This is a genomic window from Phytohabitans sp. LZ39, from assembly GCF_059359075.1.
The window spans coordinates 354,083-374,316 of sequence record NZ_JCADBM010000004.1; the positions used below are offsets into that span (position 1 = coordinate 354,083).

14 protein-coding genes and 1 pseudogene are annotated in these 20,234 nt (G+C 73.2%); 3 read left to right on the plus strand and 12 right to left on the minus strand.

Going from position 1 to position 20,234, the window contains the following annotated elements:
* Positions 1 to 33 precede the first annotated feature (33 nt).
* On the minus strand, positions 34 to 1,035 hold the full coding sequence (locus AC5L36_RS10635) for an NAD-dependent epimerase/dehydratase family protein (protein WP_441214792.1): 1,002 nt from the start codon (positions 1,033 to 1,035) through the stop codon (positions 34 to 36).
* A gap of 135 nt (positions 1,036 to 1,170) precedes the next feature.
* Between AC5L36_RS10635 and AC5L36_RS10640 the strand changes: the two genes are divergently transcribed.
* The gene (locus tag AC5L36_RS10640; RefSeq protein WP_441214793.1) at positions 1,171 to 2,001 is read left to right on the plus strand and encodes an ABC transporter ATP-binding protein; all 831 of its coding nucleotides are present in this window, start codon (positions 1,171 to 1,173) and stop codon (positions 1,999 to 2,001) included.
* A gap of 11 nt (positions 2,002 to 2,012) precedes the next feature.
* Here AC5L36_RS10640 and AC5L36_RS10645 read toward each other — a convergent pair whose 3' ends face one another.
* The 5 genes and pseudogenes from AC5L36_RS10645 to AC5L36_RS10665 form a co-directional block, all read right to left on the minus strand.
* On the minus strand, positions 2,013 to 3,473 hold the full coding sequence (locus AC5L36_RS10645; RefSeq protein ID WP_441214794.1) for a HAMP domain-containing sensor histidine kinase: 1,461 nt from the start codon (positions 3,471 to 3,473) through the stop codon (positions 2,013 to 2,015).
* Positions 3,451 to 4,182, minus strand: coding sequence for a response regulator transcription factor (locus AC5L36_RS10650; RefSeq protein ID WP_441214795.1), 732 nt, complete (start codon positions 4,180 to 4,182; stop codon positions 3,451 to 3,453). Before AC5L36_RS10650 ends, AC5L36_RS10645 begins: the two co-directional genes overlap by 23 nt.
* Before the next feature lie 203 nt (positions 4,183 to 4,385).
* Positions 4,386 to 5,279, minus strand: a complete 894-nt coding sequence (locus tag AC5L36_RS10655) for an SWIM zinc finger family protein (protein ID WP_441214796.1) — start codon at positions 5,277 to 5,279, stop codon at positions 4,386 to 4,388.
* Positions 5,276 to 8,014 carry an SNF2-related protein gene (locus AC5L36_RS10660; protein ID WP_441214955.1) on the minus strand — a complete coding sequence of 913 codons (2,739 nt, stop codon included), beginning with the start codon at positions 8,012 to 8,014 and terminating at the stop codon, positions 5,276 to 5,278. The genes AC5L36_RS10655 and AC5L36_RS10660 overlap by 4 nt, the downstream gene beginning before the upstream one ends.
* Positions 7,994 to 9,685: pseudogene (locus AC5L36_RS10665) on the minus strand (SNF2 helicase-associated domain-containing protein); the annotation flags it as partial. The gene AC5L36_RS10660 and the pseudogene AC5L36_RS10665, both read right to left, overlap by 21 nt.
* A gap of 94 nt (positions 9,686 to 9,779) precedes the next feature.
* Between AC5L36_RS10665 and AC5L36_RS10670 the strand changes: the two are divergent.
* Positions 9,780 to 10,550, plus strand: a complete 771-nt coding sequence (locus tag AC5L36_RS10670; protein WP_441214797.1) for an aldo/keto reductase — start codon at positions 9,780 to 9,782, stop codon at positions 10,548 to 10,550.
* A gap of 66 nt (positions 10,551 to 10,616) precedes the next feature.
* The gene (locus tag AC5L36_RS10675; RefSeq protein WP_441214798.1) at positions 10,617 to 12,548 is read left to right on the plus strand and encodes a protein kinase domain-containing protein; all 1,932 of its coding nucleotides are present in this window, start codon (positions 10,617 to 10,619) and stop codon (positions 12,546 to 12,548) included.
* On the opposite strand, the gene AC5L36_RS10680 is transcribed toward AC5L36_RS10675, so the two are convergent.
* The 6 genes from AC5L36_RS10680 to AC5L36_RS10705 are packed head-to-tail and all read right to left on the minus strand — an operon-like array spanning position 12,545 to position 20,147.
* Entirely contained in the window at positions 12,545 to 13,405 is an 861-nt protein-coding gene (locus tag AC5L36_RS10680; protein WP_441214799.1) for a hypothetical protein, read from the minus strand. The genes AC5L36_RS10675 and AC5L36_RS10680 overlap by 4 nt on opposite strands.
* A 21-nt stretch (positions 13,406 to 13,426) precedes the next feature.
* The gene (locus tag AC5L36_RS10685; RefSeq protein ID WP_441214800.1) at positions 13,427 to 14,212 is read right to left on the minus strand and encodes a class I SAM-dependent methyltransferase; all 786 of its coding nucleotides are present in this window, start codon (positions 14,210 to 14,212) and stop codon (positions 13,427 to 13,429) included.
* Entirely contained in the window at positions 14,209 to 15,150 is a 942-nt protein-coding gene (locus AC5L36_RS10690; RefSeq protein ID WP_441214801.1) for a lysylphosphatidylglycerol synthase transmembrane domain-containing protein, read from the minus strand. Before AC5L36_RS10690 ends, AC5L36_RS10685 begins: the two co-directional genes overlap by 4 nt.
* A gap of 26 nt (positions 15,151 to 15,176) precedes the next feature.
* Positions 15,177 to 16,268 (minus strand): glycosyltransferase, encoded by a 1,092-nt coding sequence (locus tag AC5L36_RS10695; RefSeq protein ID WP_441214802.1) that lies wholly within the window; start codon positions 16,266 to 16,268, stop codon positions 15,177 to 15,179.
* A gap of 13 nt (positions 16,269 to 16,281) precedes the next feature.
* A complete protein-coding gene (locus tag AC5L36_RS10700) occupies positions 16,282 to 17,238 on the minus strand; it encodes a glycosyltransferase family 2 protein (protein WP_441214803.1) in 957 nt (318 codons plus the stop codon).
* Positions 17,235 to 20,147 (minus strand): hypothetical protein, encoded by a 2,913-nt coding sequence (locus tag AC5L36_RS10705; protein WP_441214804.1) that lies wholly within the window; start codon positions 20,145 to 20,147, stop codon positions 17,235 to 17,237. Before AC5L36_RS10705 ends, AC5L36_RS10700 begins: the two co-directional genes overlap by 4 nt.
* Positions 20,148 to 20,234 lie beyond the last annotated feature (87 nt).

Here is a 20,234-nt window from a genome sequence, read left to right on the forward strand (position 1 = left end):
CGCCCGCCAGTCACCCCCGAGCCATGACGGATGTCATGCCCGCTGGTTGGCCCAGGTCCGGCGGTACCAGTAGAAGGTGCGGCGCAGCCCGTCGGAGAGGTCGACCGACGGCTCGAAGGCGGTGAGCCGGCGCAGCTTGGACAGGTCGGGCGCGCGGCGGGCTGGCGAGCCGGGCGGCGCGGGCTCGGCCACCACCCGCGTCTCCACGCCGGCGATGCGCAGCACGGCGCGGGCCAGGTCGCCGATCGTGGACTGGGCGCCGTCGTTGCCGATGTGGACGATCTCGCCGACCGCGGCGGGCGCCTCCATCAGCCGCAGCGTCGCCTCGACCGCGTCGTCGATGTAACAGAACGCGCGCTTGCGGTGCGGCCCCTTCACCAGGAACGGGTCGTCACCGCGCACCGCCCGCAGGCACATCTGCGGGATGAGCTGGTCGATGCCCATCCGCGGCCCGTAGACGTCGTAGAAGCGGCCCACCACCACCCGGCTGCGCCCCGCGCGGGCGGCGTGCACGAGCGCGGCCTCGGCGAAGAGGCGGCTGGCCGCGTACGCCGAGCGCGGCTCGGCCAGGTCGCCGACCACCACCGGCTCGCCCTCCTCGGTGGGCACCTGCACGACGCCGTCTTCCACGCCGTCCGCGTAGACCTCGCCGGAGGAGGCGAAGAAGACCTTGTCGCCGGGCGCGGCCCAGTCGATGAGGTGGAGGGCGGCGAGCGCGTGGCCGCGGACCGCGCGGACCGGGTCGGACTCGATCGACTTCGGCAGCGGCGCGGGTGGCAGCAGGTAGATCTGGGCCCAGCCGCGGGGCAGCGCGGACCAGGTCGCCGGGTCGGTGAGGTCGCCCGCGATCACCTCGACGCCGGGTGTGGCGCCGAGCGCGGCCACCTCCGCCCGGTCGCGCCCGCGGGACAGGTTGTCGACGACCACGACGTGGTAACCCTCCGTGACCAGCCGTCGCGCCAGGTGCAGGCCGAAGAAGTCGGCACCGCCCAGTATGAGAGCCCGAGCTTTCAGGCTGCCTGTCCCGCCGTTCACCGCCCATTTCCCCCAAGCCCACGCTCCGACGGAGACGTTAGCAATGTGGGGCTGACCCCCCAAAGAGGTGCGTCGATTCCGCGACAGGCCAGGTCAGCGGGTTATGTTAGGCTCACCAAACTTGGGGGTGATTCGGTGTCGGTGAGGCTCTCCGGTGAGGGGCTCACGCTCGCGTACGACCAGCGGGTCGTCGCCGAAGGACTGAGCGTGACGATCCCGGACAACTCGTTCACGGTGATCGTCGGTCCCAACGCCTGCGGCAAGTCGACGCTCCTGCGCGCCCTCTCCCGCATGCTCCGCCCCCGCACCGGCGCGGTCCACCTCGACGGCAAGGCCATCACGTCGTATCCGTCCAAAGAGGTCGCCCGCCGCCTCGGCCTGCTCCCCCAGACGTCGATCGCGCCCGACGGCATCACGGTGACCGACCTCGTGGCCCGCGGTCGCTTTCCGCACCAGCGGCTGCTGCGGCAGTGGTCGCGCGAAGACGAGCGGGTGGTGCGCGAGTCGATGGCCGCCACCGGCGTCACCGACCTCGCCGACCGCCTCGTCGACGAGCTCTCCGGCGGCCAGCGGCAGCGGGTGTGGCTGGCGATGGCGCTCGCCCAGCAGACCGGCATCCTGCTGCTGGACGAGCCCACCACGTTTCTCGACATCACCCACCAGGTCGAGGTGCTCGACCTGTGCGCCGACCTCCAGGAGACCGGCGGCCGCACGCTCGTCGCGGTGCTGCACGACCTCAACCAGGCCTGCCGGTACGCCACGCACCTGATCGCGATGCGCGACGGCCGCGTCGTGGCCGAGGGCGCGCCCGGCGACATCGTCGACGCGACGCTCGTGGGCGAGGTGTTCGGCCTGGCCTGCCGCGTGGTCGCCGACCCGGAGACGGGCACCCCGCTGGTGGTGCCGGCCGCCCGCCGCCCTTCTCACGCCGCGAGCTTGGCGGCGAGCACCGCGTCGCCCGCCTGAAGGTCCGCGCTTCACGGTGAACCGGGCAGCCGCACGGTGAACTCTGTGCGCCCCGGCCGGCTCGACACCTCGACGGTGCCGTGGTGCGCCTCCACGACGGCGGCCACGATCGCGAGCCCCAGCCCGGTGCTGCCGGCCGCGCGGGAGCGGGAGGTGTCGCCGCGCGCGAAGCGTTCGAACACGTCCGCCTGGAGGTCCGGCGCGATCCCCGGCCCGGTGTCCAGCACGGTGAGCACCGCACCGTCGCCGGCGGCGGCGCGCAGGGCGACGGTCACCTCGGTACCCGGCGGGGTGTGCGTACGCGCGTTGGCGAGCAGGTTGGCGACCACCTGGTGCAGGCGGGCCGCGTCGCCGGGCACGGTGAGCGCCTCCTCGGGCAGGTCGAGCCGCCACTTGTGCTCCGGGCCGGCCACGTGCGCGTCGCTGACCGCGTCGACCAGCAGCCGGGACAGGTCCACCGGCTCCGTCTCTAGTGGACGGCCCGAGTCGAGGCGGGCGAGCAGCAGCAGGTCGTCGACGAGCGTGGTCATCCGCGCCGACTCCGACTCGACGCGCCGCAGCGCGTGCGCCACGTCCGGCGGCACCTCTTCCCGGCCGCGGCGGGTCACTTCCGCGTACCCCCGGATCGCGGCGAGGGGGGTGCGCAGCTCGTGGCTGGCGTCCGCGACGAACTGCCGTACCCGCGTCTCGCTGGCCTGCCGCGCGGCCAGCGCGGCGGCGACGTGGCCGAGCATGCGGTTGAGCGCCGCGCCCACCTGGCCCACCTCGGTGCGCGGGTCGGTGTCCGCCTCGGGCACGCGCACGGACAGCGCCACCTCACCGCGGTCGAGCGGCAGCTCCGCGACCCGCCCCGCGGTGGCCGCGACCCGGCGCAACGGTCGCAGCGCGCCACCGATGATGAGCGCGCCGACCGCCACCGCGAGGCACACGCCCGCCCCGACGACGGCCACCTCGATGCCGACGAGCCGCAGCACGGTGTCGTTCACGGTGGCCAGCGGGATGGCGGTGACGACCGTGCCGTCCGGGGTCGCGATGGCCAGGACCCGGTAGTCGCCGAGGTCGGGCAGCTCGACGGTGTGGATGCGGCGGTCCGTCGGCACCGTGACCAGCGCGGTCTCCTGGGCGGCGGTCAGCGGGACCTCGCCGTAGGCGTCGGGGTCCACCCGGGCCCCCCGGTCGACCGCGCCGTCGAGGACGATCGCGCGGACCGAGTCGGGCGGCAGGCCGGGCGTGGTGAGATCCTTGCCTCGCGGCGGCGGCCGGTGGCCAACGTCGACGACCTGCCCGTCGACCTGCTCGATGAGGTAGGCCCGCACCGCGAACGTGGTCGCGACCCCGATCAGCAGCCCGACGATGGCGAGCAGCGCGATGATCGCCGCGAGCAGGCGCGCCCGCAGCGACCAGGTGCTGGGCCGGGCGCTGGGCCGGCTGTTCGGCCTTTTCGGCCGGCTATTCGGCCGGCTTGAGGACATATCCCGCCCCGCGCAACGTGTGGATCATGGGTGGGCGGCCGGCGTCGATCTTCTTGCGCAGGTACGAGATGTACAGCTCGACCACGTTCGCCTGCCCGCCGAAGTCGTAGTGCCACACCCGGTCGAGGATCTGCGCCTTGCTCAACACCCGGCGCGGGTTGCGCATCAGGTAGCGCAGCAGCTCGAACTCGGTCGCGGTCAACGACACCAGGTCGCCGCCCCGCCGCACCTCGTGGCTGTCCTCGTCGAGGCTGAGGTCGCCCACGACGAGCACGGCGTCGTCGCGCGTCGTGCCCACCCCGGCCCGCCGCATCAGCGCGCGCAGCCGCGCCACGACCTCCTCCAGGCTGAACGGCTTGGTCACGTAGTCGTCGCCGCCCGCGGTCAACCCCGCCACCCGGTCCTCGACCGCGTCGCGCGCGGTCAGGAAGAGCACCGGAACGTCGGGCCGCACGCCACGCAGCCGCCGCAGCACCTCCAGGCCGTCGAGGTCGGGCAGCATGATGTCGAGCACGACCGCGTCCGGCTCGAACTCCTTCGCCACCCGCACGGCCGCCATCCCGTTGGCGGCGCTGCGCACCTGCCACCCCTCGTAGCGCAGGGCCATCGAGAGCAGGTCGGTGAGCGTGGCCTCGTCGTCCACGACGAGCACCCGCACGGGCTCGCCATCCGGCCGGCGCAGCTCGGGCCCGGCCGTCCTCGCGTTCACGCTGATCACGCTCCTATGCTGGCGAGCGCGCCTGTGCCCGTCCTTGGCCGTTTCTGTGCGCCACCTGTGAGAATCTCATAGCCGGCGCGCAGCCGGGCTCGCTTCGCCGCGGTCGCCGCCCACGGCTACGGCGGCGGGGACTCGGCGAAGGCCTCGTAAGCCGGGCGCAGCCGGGCTCGCTTCGCCACGGTCGCCGCCCACGGCTACGGCGGCGGGGACTCGGCGAAGGCTTCGTATGCCGGGCGCAGGCGGGCGACCAGGCCGGCGCCGCCCAGCGCGGGCCCCGGGGTCGGGAGCTGGCGCAGCAGCAGGTCGGGCTCGGTCTCCAGCGTCGGCGGCCGTGCGGGCAGCGGCTGGGGCGGCAGCCAGAAACGGTCGACCGCGTCCTCCAGCGGCGGGTCGGCCACCTCGGCCAGCGCGGCGGCGGCACCCACCGGCGCCGGCGGGCGGGCGCGGTCGGAGCGCCGCGTGCCCTCGACGCCGCGGTCGGAGCGCCGCGTGCCCTCGACGCCGCCGCCACGGAGCAGGCGCAGGCGCGACAGCAGGTCTTCGCGGGCGCGGCCGCGCCAGTGCAGGATCTGGAACGGGTCCTCGTCGAACTCCTCGGCCAGCAGGTAGAACGTCGCCGCCAGGTGCTTGCACGGCACCGCGTGGTCGGGGCACGTGCAGCGCATCCGCAGGTCGGCCACCCGCTGGGGGAACAGGGGCGCGCCCAGCCCGGCGAAGAGCTCCTCCAGGTCGGGCGGCACGTCGCCGGCCAGCAGGCGCGCGCTGTAGATGGCCTGGCCGGCCAGCACCTCCTCGGCGCGCGCCCACACCGCGGCGGAAAAGCGCTCCAGGCCGATCGTCACCCGGTACGGCTGCTCGCGCGAGCCCTGCACCGACGCGGTCACCTCGCCGGGCGCCACGGCGAGGGAGAGGACCTGGCCCTTGCGCGCGTACGAGCGGCCGCGGGTCAGCCGGCTGCCGATCGCGAACGACTCCAGCACCGCCAGGAATCGGCGGGACCACCACGACTCACCGATCGCGCCGCGGGCGCTGCGCGCCTTGAGCCCGCCCTCGACCTCGCGGGTGCGCCCGAACCGCTGGAAGTTCATTCGACCACCGCCCCGGCCTCCAGCGCGAAGAGCCGCCGCAGATCCGATGTGGACAGCTCGGTGAGCCACTGCTCGCCGGTGCCCACGATCTTCGCGGCCAGCCCCCGCTTTTCCCGGATCATGTCGGCGATCTTCTCCTCGACGGTGCCGGCGCACACGAACTTGCGCACCTGCACCGCCCGCCGCTGCCCGATCCGGAACGCCCGGTCGGTCGCCTGGTCCTCGACGGCCGGGTTCCACCAGCGGTCGACGTGCACCACGTGGTTGGCCGCGGTCAGCGTGAGGCCGGTGCCGCCCGCCTTGAGCGAGAGCACGAACAGCGGCGGCCCGCCCGGACCCTGGAAGCGGCCGACCATCCCGTCACGGTCCTTCTTCGACACTCCACCGTGGAGGAAGAGCACCTCGCGGCCGTAGCGGGCGGACAGGTGCGCGCGGAGCATCCCGCCGAACTCGGCGTACTGCGTGAACAGCAGCGCCCGCTCCCCCGCCGCGAGCACCTCCTCGAGGATCTCCTCCAGGCGGGCCAGCTTGCCCGAGCGGCCGGCGAGCCGGGTGTCGTCGTGCAGGAACTGCGCCGGGTGGTTGCACACCTGCTTGAGCTTGCTCATCGTGGCGAGGACCAGGCCGCGCCGCTCGATGCCGTCGCTCCGCTCGATCTTCTCGATCATGTCGTCCACGACCGCCTGGTACAGGGACGCCTGCTCGCCGGTCAGGTTGCAGAGCACCTCCATCTCCAGCTTGTCGGGCAGGTCCGAGATGATCGTCTTGTCGGTCTTGAGGCGCCGCAGCACGAACGGCCCGGTGATCCGCCGCAGCCGCCGCGCCGCCTCCTCGTCACCGTGCCGCTCGACCGGCTCGGCGTACTTCTTCTTGAACGCCGCCGCCGCGCCCAACAGCCCCGGGTTGGCGAAGTCCATGATGGACCAGAGGTCGGCGAGGCGGTTTTCCACCGGTGTACCCGTGACGGCCACCCGGTGCCGCGCCGGCAGCGCGCGCACGGCGGCCGCCTGCCGGGTGGCGGCGTTCTTGATCGCCTGCGCCTCGTCAACGACGACCCGGTGCCACGCGATCTCACCCAGGGCCTCGGCGTCGCGCGCCGCCACCGAGTACGTGGTGACGACGACGTCCGCCTCCCGCACCGCCGCCGCGAACTCCGCCCCGCGCGCCCGCTCCGCACCGTGGTGCACGTGCACCCGCAACCCGGGCGCGAACTTCGCCGCCTCCCGCTCCCAGTTGCCGACCAGCGACATAGGACACACAAGCAACGTCGGCCCCACCTCCGCCTCGTCGCCGGCCATCAAGGCGAGCAACTGCACGGTGTTGTGGCACAGCATGCCGCCGGCGACGAAGTTGTGGTGCTGGGCGACCTCGAAGTCGTACACCCACCCGGTGTGGTCCACGTCCTCGACCGACACCACCTCCGCGAAGTGCACCTCGCTACCCGCCCGCCAGGCGAGCGCGTCGCGAAGGTCGCCCAGCCCGTCCAGATCCAGGTGCCGGTAGGCCTCGGTCACCGCCGCTGTCCACTTGGTGTGCGGGCGGGCGGCGTACTCCGCGGCGGCCTCTCCCGAGATGATCCGGTCCATCCCCGCCACCGCGAGGGCCGAGGTCGCCCGCGACGTTTCCTGGCTGCCGACGAAGTAGACCGTGCCGACGCCGAAGTGCCGCGCGGGCAGGCCGGTGACCGCCTTCGCGTACGAGAGGATGTCGGCCGCCGGCACTCCCTCGACGTTCGTGTTGGCGGGCTTGGCGCAGAGCTTCGCCAGCTTGGCCGTCTTGACCGGATCGGAGAAGCCGATGTGCTCCTGGAAGAGGCGCAGGGACGGCCCGCCGATGACGCCCACGTGGTACGGGCGGAGGATCCCCGCGCCGTTAGTCGCCCGCTTGTGCTTCACGGTGAAGCGCAGCCAGATGCCGAAACGGCGCAGCATCGTGGAGAGCTGCCGCATGATCACCGGCGAGGCCGAGCTGATCTCCACCATCCGCATCGACGGGACGACGGAACCCTCCGCCGTGAAGTACTCCCGCAGGAACAGGGCGATGGTCGCGTCATCGGCGGCGACGACGAAGTCCGGAATCGCCTTGCCCGCCGACCGCTGGCCCCACCGGTATCCGCGCTCCTCCAGATAGCGCATGTACGCCACGCTACGGATGCCGAGGACGCCGTATCCCCGGGTGTTACGAGCGAGCGAGGGTTGGTTGATCCGGACGCCCAGTCGAGTTCCCCAATCGAGCGCGGCCCGACGCACCCTTTCGAGGACCGCGGTGTCCTTCTGCGAGATGTACAGGGCACCGCTGCGCACCTCGTAGCCTTCGCTGATCTGCCACGCCAGCAGCGTCGTGAGGTCGGGGTCGACCGGCTCGCCCCGCCAGACCAGCCGCGCCGGCACGCAGAGCCGGTCGCCGACATTGATGTCGTTGGTCCAGCCGTGCGTGCCGAGGAGCTTGTGTCGCCGGGTGATCAGGACCTCGCTGCCGTCGTCGAGCCGGATCCGCCGTAGCCGTTCGCTGACCTGCTGGCGGTAGAGGCGGCGCACCGGGGCCTCCACCATCGGGCCCGGGAATGGCCCCCCGGAGAGCGCGTTGACGATCAGGGGCCGTGTGGGTGCCGCCCACTCCCCTTCTCCGTCCGACTCGGACGGCCCGGCACACTCGGCCCACAGCCGCTCGGCGGTGATAAGCTGCCCATTGACAAATACAGACATGTCACCACTTATGCATTTACCTAAGCCCATGTCGTCCGCCAATATGCCGCCCAGGCCTAGGGACTGGAGGAACGTCAGCCAGGCCAGGCCGCGCTTCTGGTATGGGCGTAGCGTGCCGGCGAAGGTCGGTGGCGGGTCGATCGGGGCCAGGTGGCGCTCGGCCTCGCCTGCGAGCAGGTCGCCCAGCGGACCATCGGCCGTCACCGCCTGGATCGGGAGGGCGTCCGGGTCGTCCTCCATGGACAGTCCTAGGTGGAGCAGCTCGCCCACGCTCATCTCGCCGCCCGACTTGAGCAGCTTGAGACCGGCGGCCAGGTGCTTGGCGTCGAGCTCGACCCACTGCCCGCGCAGGCGGACCAGTGGGGTCTTGAGCTTGGCCAGCTCGCGCAGCTCCTTTTCGGACAGTGGCTCGTCACCGAGCGCCAGCTCCCACTGGTAGTCGACGAGGGAGCGCATGCCGACCGAGCTGGTGGAGGCGACCGTGCCGGGCGCGGTGCGGCTGCCGCGGGCGCGGAGCTTGGCGCCGAGCCGCGAACCGGGGCGGCCCCACCACGTGGGCAGCAGCACGCCGAACCCGGCCGCGTGCAGCAGCGGCGCCCCCTCGCGCAGGAAGCGGTGCGCTCCGGTGACGTCGAGGCCCAATGTGGACGGTTTGGCGGTGCGGAGGGCGTCGTCCAGCTCGGGCCAGAGCCGGCTGGCGCGGCCCAGCTCGGTGAGGAGTGTCTCCTGTGGAGCGTCGAGGTGGCGCGCGAGGGCGCGGAGGGCGCCGCGCGAGCGCCACACCTTGTCGGCGTCGATGACCAGGCTCGGCTCGTCGGCGGCTTGCAGCGAGAAGTCGACGCGCCAGTCCTGTACCTCTTCCTCGTCCGGCTCGACGAGGCGGAAGCAGGCCCGCACCGCGCCCCCGGCCGCGTCGCGCTGCCACTCGGCCACGGCGCCGGCGAGCGTGGCCAGCTCGGACGCGGCAGCGTCGACCCGGCGCTCACGGCCCGACAGTGCCCCCAGCCACGCGCCTGACGTCGTGCCACGGCCCCCGGCGATGCGTACCCCATCCAATGCCGCCCGCGCCGCGGCGTCGACCAGCGCGTCGAGGGTGACCCCGAGGAGGGTCGCGGGGTTTCCTCCGGCCGCCCGGCCGGAGGGTGGCAGCGCGGCGGCGAGCGCGCGGGCCCACGCGGCGTCGGCGCCGGTCAGCACCGGCCGCCACGCGGCCGCGCCCTCGGCCACCGCCGGCAGCACCCGGCCGCGCCGCACCAGGTCCGCGGCGAAGGCGGCGACCTCCGCCGCGTGCCGCAGCGAAGAGCCGTGAGCCACGCGGTCGTCCAGCCCGCGCAGCAGCGACAGCGCCGCGTCGGGATCCAGCTCCAGCGTGGGTACGAGCCAGGGGGCGAGAGCCACGGCGGCGCTCCCCCGGCGCGGCGGGTCGGTGCGCACGAGCTCGGGTGAGTCGAGCGGGCGGCCGCCCGCCGTGGGCAGCTGGAGCGTGGCGGTCGCGTGGCGTGCAACGGCCGTCTGGTGGTGCGACCCGTCGCGTTGGCCATCACTGAGTCCAATGGTTCGCTCGCAAGCTCGCTCACGTGCCGCGGCGTCACCGAGCGCGGCGGCCACCGCCTCGGCGGGCGCGGCGAAGGGGTGCTTGCGCGACCGCCGGGCGCGCACGGTGGAGTCTTCCGCCCAGAGGCCGAGGTGGCCGGTGGGCAGGTAGAGACCGTGGACGACCAGCACCGCCCAAGTCTGCCAGCCCAGTGCGGTGAGCCGGCGGAGCGGCACGGCCGGCGTGGGTAGGTTGGGTGGCATGACACAACCCACGGTGAGCGTCGGTGACGGCCCGGAGATGCCGCTGCTCGGCTTCGGCACCTGGCAGCTGCCCGGAAGGAAGGCGTACGAGCCGGTGCGGGTCGCGCTGGAGACCGGCTACCGGCATCTGGACACCGCCACCATGTACCGCAACGAGAGCGAGGTCGGTCGGGCACTGCACGACAGTGGCGTGCCGCGCGGGGAGGTGTTCGTCACCACGAAGCTGCCGGCCGAGCGGGCCGGCCGCGAGCGGGAGACGATCGAGGCGAGCCTGAAGGCGCTCGGCGTGGACCAGCTCGACCTGTGGCTCGTGCACTGGCCGCCGAACGGGTCGGCCCGCCCGCAGACGTGGCGCGAGTTCGTGGCGGCGCGGGAGGACGGGCTGACCCGCGCGATCGGGGTGAGCAACTACTCCATCGCCCAGATCGACGAGCTGACGAAGGCGACGGGTGTGACGCCGGCGGTCAACCAGATCCCGTACAGCCCTGCGCTCCACGACGCCCGGCTGCTGGCCGAGCACCGCGAGCGCGGCGTGGTGGTGGAGGGCTACAGCCCGTTCCGCCGCAGCGATCTGCGCGATCCGGTGTTCGCCGAGGTGGCGGCCGCGCACGGGGTGGCGGTGACCCAGGTCATCCTGCGCTGGCACATCCAGCGCGAGATCGTGGTGATCCCGAAGTCGGCGACGCCGGAGCGGGTCCGGGACAACTTCGACGTGTTCGGCTTCGCGCTCACCGACGAGGAGATGGCCCGCATCGACGCGGTCCGCTAGGCCGCCCGGGACCGTGCGATGATGGCGCCGCCCATCGCACGGTTTCCCATCTCGCAGGAGCGAGGTTTGAGCTTCGACAGCGCGGCGACCCTGCCCCTCGCGTCCGGCGACCGCAGGGACTACGCGCTCGATCCACGGCCGATCGCGACCGGCGGCCAGGCGACGGTCTTCGCCGCCACCCACAAGCCGAGCGGCCGCCGGGTGGCGTTCAAGCGCCTGGACGGGCGGCACCCGGACGTGGTCGCGCGCATGCGGCGGGAGATCGAGGCGGCCGAGCTCTTCGGCGACCATCCACACGTCATGCCGGTGCTGGATCACAGTCCCGCCTTCGACTGGTTCGTCATGCCGCTGGCCGAGGCGACCGCGCTCACCCTGGCGGCCGACCTGTCCCAGACCGAGGCCCTGCGTGACCTCGTGGGTGCCATCTGCGAGGCGTTGCGCCTGCCGCACCAGCAGGGCTGGATCCATCGGGATCTCAAGCCGGACAACCTCCTGCGGCTCGACGGCCGCTGGGTCGTCGCCGACTGGGGCTTGGGTCGCCGCCCGCGCGGGCAGACAACCGACGCGCGCCGGACCCGCACCGGCACCGCGTTCGGCACGGAGGGCTTCGCCGCGCCCGAGCTCGCCGTCGACGCACACGCCGCCGGCCCGCAGGCCGACATCTACAGCATCGGGCAGATCATCGGCTGGGCGCTCACCGGCAGCCTGCCGCACGCCAACATCCCGTTGCTGCCCGCCGGCGGGCCGTGGCGGGCCGTGGTCAAGGCGGCGACCCGGCACGACAGCCACGACCGCGTCGCGAGCGTCGACGACCTGCTCGCTCTGGTGGACGGCGAGCTGGACAGCCCGGACGCCGTCGCCGACCGCGGCGCCCAGCTGCTCGCGAAGGCACGGGACGGCGACCCCGGTGCGCCGGCGGCGCTGCTCCGGCTGGCCGCCCAGTCGGGGGAAAACGCCCAGATCCTCGAGGAGAGCCTGCTCGGCCTTGGCGACGAGCGCACGCGCGCGGCGGTCGCGGCCGATCCGGCGACCGCCGCGGAGATGGTTCGCCTGCTGCGGGCGGGGCCGGTGGAGGACGCCGCGGCGGCGGCCGGGCCCGGGGCGCTGCCGTGGCTGCTGGTCGTGGCCGACCACGCCGAGCGGGGTGAGCACTGGGATCTGCTCGACGAGACGATCGAGAGCGTCCTGGTCCTCAGCGCGCGAGCTGGCGATCGCGAGCTCCTGGCCGGCGTCGCGGACTGGATGGGCGGCCGGACCGGGCAGGCGGCGTCCAGCCTCGCGAGCGCACTGCGTCGCTGGCCGGCCCACCCCCAGGTCCGCGAGCTGCTCGCGGGACGTCCAGGCGTCGACCATCGGGTCGCGCGGGCGCTCCGCGGGCCGCGCGGCGGCGTCTCCCGACCCGCGCCCCGGCGCGGCGTCCGGCGGCGTGCCGGACTCGTGGCCGGTGCGCTGGTGATCCTGGTGGCGATCCCGGTCGCCGGTGTCGCGCTGAGCCAGCTCGGCGACCGGGGATCGCCCGGCGCCGGCCCGTCGTCCGGCAATCCCTTCGCCGGGCTGCCGAAGACTCCCGGGGAGCTGGCGCTGTTCGCGATGGAAGACTTCGTCGCGCCCTGGGACGACTATCCGAGCTGGGCGGAATGCCGCAGCGGCTCCGGCGACACGGCCGTCACCGGCCGCTTCCCGGCCGGTCTCGGCGAGGCGATCACCCCGTCGAAGAGCATCCACTGCCACAACGGCGGCAACCTGACGGCGATGTTCGCCGAGTTCGACAAGCAGGCCGACTTCGACACGGTCCGCGGCCGCTACCTGGCCGCCCAGCGGCCGGCCACGAAGGCGCGGGGCGAGGCCGATCCGCCGCCGGGCCTGCACGTGTTCCAGTGGAGCCCGACACAGCGGGCTGTCGTCTGGACGAGTGCGAAGGACCGGCTTATCGGCCTCCTGGTCACCGACAGTGACGGCACGGATCTCGTCGAGCTCTGGCAGCGATATCAGGGCTAGGCCGGGCCCAACACCTGATCCACGTGCGCGTAGCCGCAGGTCACCTTGTCGCCGCGCACCGCCCTCGCCAGCACCCAGTCGCCCCTCTCCTCGTCCGTCAGGTAGGGGGAAACCGAGAGCTCGCTGACCATCAGGCTGTCGTACCGCTGAGCGGGTTCGACGATCGGCGCCCGCGCGTCGGTGTCGACGCGTAGCTGGACCTCCCCGCCGGGTCGCAGCGGCACGGTCAGCGCCTTCGGATCGCACGTCGCGAGCGGGCCGAACTCCGGCCTGATCCGCACCGGCCACCCGTCTCGCACGCCGGCCACGAACGTGACCGGTACGGCGCCGCCGCCGGCGCAGTTGTCCACGTTGGACTGGAAGACGAACGTCCGGACCTCGAACCCGCCGGCCACCGCCGTCACCCCGTCGATCGGGCGGTCGCACCGGGTGGTCGACACGATCGCCCGACGCAGCTGGACGGCGGTGCCGCCCTGCCACAGCCAGATGTACCACCCGACGTTCGCGGACTGCCCGCCGGAGGTCGCCAGGCCGACCGCGGCGTCCTCGTCACCGTCTCCGTCGGCGTCGGCGAACTGCGCCCCGTCGAGCAGCTTCCACGAGCCACCGCCAGACATGGGGCTGAGCGCGGTGTCCTCGCTACGCCGGGCGGCACCGTCCTGGAGTTTCTCGGTCTCGCTCACCGACGTGTCGAGCCACTCCGCGTTGGCGAAGTCGAACTCGCGGATCTCGCGGGACGCCACCGACGGCGGGGGTGTCGGCGGCGTGCCGTCGGTGGCGAAGCAGCCGGACGGCACGAGCGTCAACGCCGGCGCCAGCGAGACGATCGCCAACCGGCCGACTACCGAAACCCGCATCGACGGCGCCCCGGAGAGACGTCAGTCGCGGACGAAGGCCAGGCGGATGAACGTGTAGTCGATGCCGACGCGCTTCCAGTGCACGGGGCGCTCGGCGTGCTCCAGCGCGAGCTCGCCCAGCAGGCGCAGCCCGTGCTTTTCCGCGACGGCCACGAACTCCTTGATCTCCACCGGGGAGAAGATGTGCACCTGCGCGCCGTACGCGGTCTTGTCGCTGGTGTCCGGCGGGTCCTGGTCGTAGTCGGTGGAGACGACGAGCAGGCCGCCCGGGCGGATGATCCGCGCCGACTCGGCCAGGAACGGCTCGAGCGGCACCCCGTGCTCGATCACGCTCATGCAGGTCACCGCGTCGAAGCGGCCGTCCGGGAAGTCGGTGCCGGTGATGTCGCCGTAGCGGAACAGGACGCCGTCGCGGCGCACGTCCTCACCGAACTCCAGGTTGTTACCGACCAGGTCCTCGAGGCCGAACAGGCGCAGCCACGGGAGCACCGAGGAGTAGCGGGCGCTGCCGGCGTCGAGCACCGAGGCGTCGCCGCCCAGCCGGTCGAGGATCGTGGCGACGGCGCCGAGCGCGTCCCAGTTCTTCGGGCGGTCGTGGTGCAGCGGCAGCCGCAGCCGCCGGCACTCGGCGACCGCCTGCTCCCACTCGGCCCGCGAGCGCAGTACGTCGGTGGGTGGCATGGGCGCCGGCTGGGACGACGGCGCGGCGATGGCGCGCTGGAGCCGGACCCTGGTCCAGAGCGCGCTCTCGGCCACGCGCTTGGCGAGCGCGGTGGCCGCTCCTCCGGGCGGTGCCGCCTCTGTCATGTTGACTCCTCGTGGTGCCGGGTGCGGTGGATGCTCAGCGCGGCCATGCCCATGTCGACGACGGCGAGCGCGAGGCGGGAGACGAGCACGACGGCCGCGGCCGCCTGCGGTGAGATCGCGGTGGCCAGGGCGGCGCCGAGCGCCAGCTCCCGCACGCCGACGCCGGCGGGTGCCGGCACGAAGAGCACCCCCGCACAGTACGCCAGCGTGAAGCCGCCCACCGCGAGGGGAAGGATCGACCAGCCCTCGGCCCCGGCGGCGCGGACCAGGATGAAGCAGTGCAGGCCCATCAGGCACCAGCTGAGGACCTGCCAGCCGGAGGCGGCGAGCATGCCGCGGCCACTGGGGCGCACGGTGAGCGGGGGCCGGCGCAGGATGCGGAAGAGCAGGTTGATGCCCCAGGTGGTGACCGCCGGGTGGATCGCGGCGGCGAGCACGGGCAGGATGAGCCACAGCCACCAGAACTGGCGCAGCGCGTCGCCCGCGCCGAAGGGCAGCAGGACCACCGCGATGCCCAGGCCGACCGCGAGCGACAGCACGAGCGCGAGCACGCTGACCGCGAACGACACCGCCCGCGGCACCTTGAGTTGCTTGGCGAGCTCGACCTGCGCGAGGAACGTCCAGACCGAGCCGGGCAGGTACTTGCCGAGCTGGCTGGTGTAGAAGACCCGCCCGGCCGCCACGACCGGCAGCGGGTGGCCGAGGTCGGCGAGCAGCCGCCGCCAGGCGAGCATGCCGGCGATCCCGGCGCCGACCACCGGGGGCACCGAGGCGAGCGCCGCGCCCCAGCCGATCTGGCGGAGGGCCGGGCCGGTCTCGTCCCAGTTGGCCACGACGTACCAGACGCCGGCGGCGGCCGCGACGACCAAAAACCCGATCTTGAACCAGATGCCGAGGCCGCGCCGGCGTTTCGGCGGTCGTTCCGAGGGGTCGGCCACGACGGTTTCCGACGAAGGGGACGCGGTCACGCGGAGGCCGCCGAGAGCAGCGCCGTGGAGTACGCCTGCCAGCCCGGCCCGGTGTCGACGGGGCGCACGCCCAGGCGCAGCCGCAGCGGCTCGCCCTCGGCGTAGAAGCGGGTGAGCGCGTCGGCGAGCGACTCCACGTCGTCGGGCGCGCAGAGCACACCGTCGACGCCGTCGCGCACGTCCTGCTCGACCGTGCCGACGCGGGTGGCGATCACCGGCCGCTCGTGCGCGAACGCCAGGAACGCGTTGAGCGAGGCGGTCGCCGCCCGGTACGGCAGCGCGAGCGCGTCGACGTCGGCGAAGAGGCTCGGCACGTCGGCCGCGTCGACGTACCCGGGGCGAAGCTCCACTCTGGACTCCAGCCCCAGCTCGGCGATCAGCCGCTTGGTCTCCTCGGGCCCGCCCCAGAACTCGCCGGCGACCCGCAGCGACACCTCGTCGGGCCCGGCCGCCATGGCGCGCAGCAGCACGTCGAGGCCCTTGTAGGGGCGCACGATGCCGAAGAACAGCAGCCGGTTGAAGACGCCGTCCGCGGCGGCCGCCGACGCCGGCGAGGCGACCACGATGGGCGCCATGTGCTCGACCACGACCGGCTTGTCGGTCAGCGACTTGGCGATCTTCGCCTGCTCGGCCGTGTGCACGAGCACACCGTCCACACGGGACAGTACGCCGCGCATGAGCCGCACGTCGGTCGCGCGCCGCTCGTGCGGCAGCACGTTGTGGCACTGGGCGATCACCCGCGCCTTACGGCGCCGCCCCAGCCCGGCGAGGATCCCCCGGTAGGCCGGCATCTGGATCGGCGTGGCGGTGACGAGCACGACCACGTCGTAGCCGCGCAGCCGCCGGCCGCACGCGTACCAGGAGTCGGGCCGGCGCCACGACAGCTTGCGATGGGTGCCCGGAAACGGCGGCAGCTCCGGCTCGCTGACCGTCAGCTGCCCCGGGTAGAGCAGCTTCGGGTACTGGTGCGACCAGGACTCCAGCCGCACCTCGTGCCCGGCCGCGGTCAGCTCGTGGGCCAGCGCCGTCGTGTACTGGGCGATGCCGCCCTTGTACGGGTGGGCCGGCCCCACGATAGCGATACGCACGACGCGGCCCCGCTCAGTCGGCGCGGGATCGGACGATGAGGTCCGCCAGCAACGCCACCGCGGCGATGATGAGCCCGGTGACGATGAGCAGCATCGCGTTGGTGGTGATGCGGAAGTAGTACTGGAAGATGTCGACGACCGCCTTGACCACGCCCACCCCGAAGAGGAAGAGCGCGAGCGGCATCAGCACCTTGATCGGGTTGAAGTACACGGTCATGCGCAGCACCTGGAGGATGTACCGGTAGGCGTCGCGCACGAAGTGGAACTTGCTCGTGCCGGACCGCTTCGCGTACTCGATCGGCATGAAGTCGACCTGGTGCTGGTTGGACAGGAACGCCAGCGTGATCGTGGTGACGCAGGAGAACCCGGGAGGCAGCAGCCGCAGGTAGGGCAGCGCGACGGTCTTGCGGAACGCGCGCAGCCCCGAGTTGAGGTCGGGGATCTTCGTGCCGGCGAGCAGCTCGGCGAACTTGCGGATCGCCCACTTGGCCGGCACCCGCAGCGCCTTGTGGCTGCCCTGCTCGGACGTGCGCGCGCCGACGACCTGGTCGACGTGCTCGTTGTCGATCAGGTGCTGCACGAGCTCGGGGATCCGCTCGTTGGGGTAGGACATGTCGGCGTCGGTCCACACCACGATGCCGCCCCGGGCCTCCTGCGAGCCGATGCGGCGGGCGGTGCCGGAGCCGCCGTTGCGCTGGAACGCCATCAGCCGCATGTGCGGGAAGCGCGGCTCGGCCTCGCGGAGCACGGCGAGCGTGTCGTCCGTCGACTTGTCGTCGATGACGAGCAGCTCGTAGGTGAACCCGCTCGCGTCCATCGCCTTGGTGATCCGCTCGAGCTCCTCCACGACGTGGGTCTGCTCGTTGTAGCAGGGCAGGACGACGGTCACGTCGAGCGTGGCCGGCTCTGGTGGCGTTGGTGCCATGCTGGGGCGCCCCTCGGCGGTCCGTACCGTCTGCTCGATAATCATCGACTAGTCACAATCTGGCTCCGGCGTGCGGTGCCGATGCCCTCGGATGTGGAACGGCGGCGGTCCCGGACGCGCCCGGCCACCGCCACCACGATGAGGGCGATGACCATGAGCATAGAGACCCAGCCGCCGAGATTATCGTATGGCGCGGCATATTCGACGCGCACCACGTGGTCGCCGCTCGGCACGGCGACGGCCGCGAGGCCGTGGTCGGCCGGCACCAGGTCGGCCGGTTTCCCGTCTACGGTGGCCTTGAAGCTGCCCTGGATCGCGTCGGCGATGACCAGGTAGCCGGCACCCTTCGCGGAAACCGACACCTCGATCGAGTCGGTGCCGTCCTCGTCGATCCGCAGGTCGGCCGGCGCGCCGTCGGCCGCCGGCCCCGGCGTGTCGAGCACGACCTGGTCGGGGCGGAGCGTGCCGCTGGCCTCGCGGTTGATCCGCGCGTTGCCGTCGGGCTCGACGATCGCCTCGCTCGCCCAGCGGATCCGCGGCGCGGCCTTGAGCCGCTCGTAAATGACCGCGGGGGTCGACTCCACGAGCCGCAGCCCGTCGTCGCGGGCGGTGACCGTGCCGACCCGGAGGGTGCCGTCGCCGTCCGTGGCGGCGTTGAGCGGCCCGCCGAGCCCGGAGGTGGTGAACTCCGCGGTGAGCGCCGTGCCCGCCGCCACGCCCTCGGCCGCCACCGGGAAGTCGAAGGGCTTGCCGTCGGCGAGCCCGCTCGCGAGCCGGTGGGACCGGCCCACTTCCTTCCCACTGGCGTCCTTGAGCACCATGTCGATCGCGGCGGCGGGGGTACGCGGCGGCAGCGGGCCGACCGGCGTGACCGTCACCGCCCGCAGCCCGCCCTCGGTGGTCAGCCGGACCGGCGCGGACCCCAGCGCGACCGGCGTGCCACCGCCGCCCTCCACCACGGGTGAACGCTCGCCGAAGACCACCGCGGCCGGGCTGGCCACGAAGTAGCGCACGCCGAGCCGGTCGAGCACCGGGCTTGTCGCCACGTCGGGCAGCGCGGGCAGGTCGAGCCAGGTCGGCGAGGCGAACTGCCGGGTCGGTATGCCCTGGACCAGCTCGGAGAAGCGCAGGTTGACGAACTGGTGTCCGCTCAGCGCCCGCAGCTGGAGCTTGGCGTCGGCGCCGAGCATCATCGCCCGCGAGGTGCCGGCGAACCGCTCGTGGCCCAGGTGGTCCAGCAGGTACCGGTGGGTGGCCGTGACCGGGAAGTACGTGTCCTTGTCGACCCGCGGCAGGTAGGGCACGGTGAGCGTGAGCGCCTGCACGGCGGCGAGCACCGGCAGCGTGGCCGCCGCGCCGACCCGCACCCGGGCCCACACCGGCTCGCCGCGGCCGCCCGACCACCACACGAGCGCGACCGCGAGCGTGGCGAGGGTGAGGAAGGCGAGGCCGGTCAGCACCTCGTCGTTGACCTGGCGCAGCCGCTCGACCCGCACGGCCGAGTCGGCGGGCGCCACGTAGGCGGCGTGCCGCGCCTCGCGGAAGATCAACACTCCGGCCACCCCGAAGGCGGCCCACACGCCGGCGGCGTACCCGAGGCGGAGGCGGCGCCGGCCCTCGACGGCGCTGGCCTCCCGCCGGCGGCGCAGGATTATCTCCAGGCCGACGGCCGCGAGCGCGGCGATCAGCAGCCACACGACGCTGCGCGCGCGCCCCACGAAGTTGCTGGAGAAGACCGGCAGGTGGTGGGCGAGTCCGGAGCCGGCCGCGGTGTAGAGGACGGCCGCCCAGACGCCGAGCGTCGCGACGAGGAACGTCCAGGTGCCGCGCGGCAGGAACCCGCGGGCCACCCACGGCGCCGCGACCGAGACCACGATCAGCACGAGCCCGGCCGAACCGATGTACGACATCGACTCGACGAGGTTGACCGGCAGGTACCAGCCGGGCGGGTCGCCGGCCTTGACGGTGCCCAGTGCCCAGGGCGCGAGCGTGGTGATCAGGCTGGCGATCGAGAGGTGCTCGTCGGGCTGCTGGTCGCGGCCGGCGATCAGCACCCGCGACATCGTCGCGCTGAACGGCAGGAGCTGGAACGCGACGAGCGCGAGCGCTCCCACCAGGCCGGCGGCGGCGCCGGCGACCACCCCGACGATCCGCTTCACCTGCCCGGGGTACTCGGCGAGGGCCCGGACCAGCAGGTACGGCGCGGCGGTGAACAGGGTGAACGCGGTGACCGCCGGGAAGCCGCCGGCCAGCATGCCGCCGACCGCGAGGCTGATGAACGCGGCGTCGCGCACCCGTCTTTCCTGGACGAACCGCTCGGCGGCCCAGAACACCGCCGGGATGAACGCGGCGGTGCGGGTGTGCGGCCAGTTGGTCCACATGATCATGAACGCGCTGCTGGCGAAGACGAGCCCGCCGAGCACGGCCGCCGGCCGCCCGAGCCGCAGCCGCCGCAGGAACAGGAACATCATGATCCCGCAGAACGCGGTCTCCAGCAGCTTGACGTACCCGGGCGCGAGCGAGTCGGGCAGCAGGTAGTACGGCAGGGTGAGCGGGTTGGCCAGACCGAGCGTGGGGATCGCGCCGAGCGGGACGCCGCCGACCACGTACGGGTTCCACGCGGCGATGTGTCCGTCCTTCAGCTGCCCGGAAAAGAGCAGCGTGTCCGGAATCACGGCGTTTGTCGTATCGTCCATGAAGGTGTTCTGCACCTGGACGCCGGCGAAGCCGGTCTCCGCGTACGGACTGCGCAGCCCCAGCTCGTCGGTGCCGGCGAGCACCTTGCCACCCCACAGGGGCGAGCCGACCGTGCCGAGCGTGAAGAGCACGAACGCCAGCACCCCGACCGTGGTGATCAGGTCGGGCCGCCACCGCCGCCGGGCGGGCGCCCGCTCAGGGGCCGGCGCCGCGGGATCGGCGGGCACAGCCGGCAGCGTGGAGTGCTGTGTGGTCATCGCTCTCTTCCGTATGACTCCTCCACATCGAACGCCCGGGAGGACCGTTGGAGGATACCGGTGGCACCCGCCGGGCGGATGCCCCGC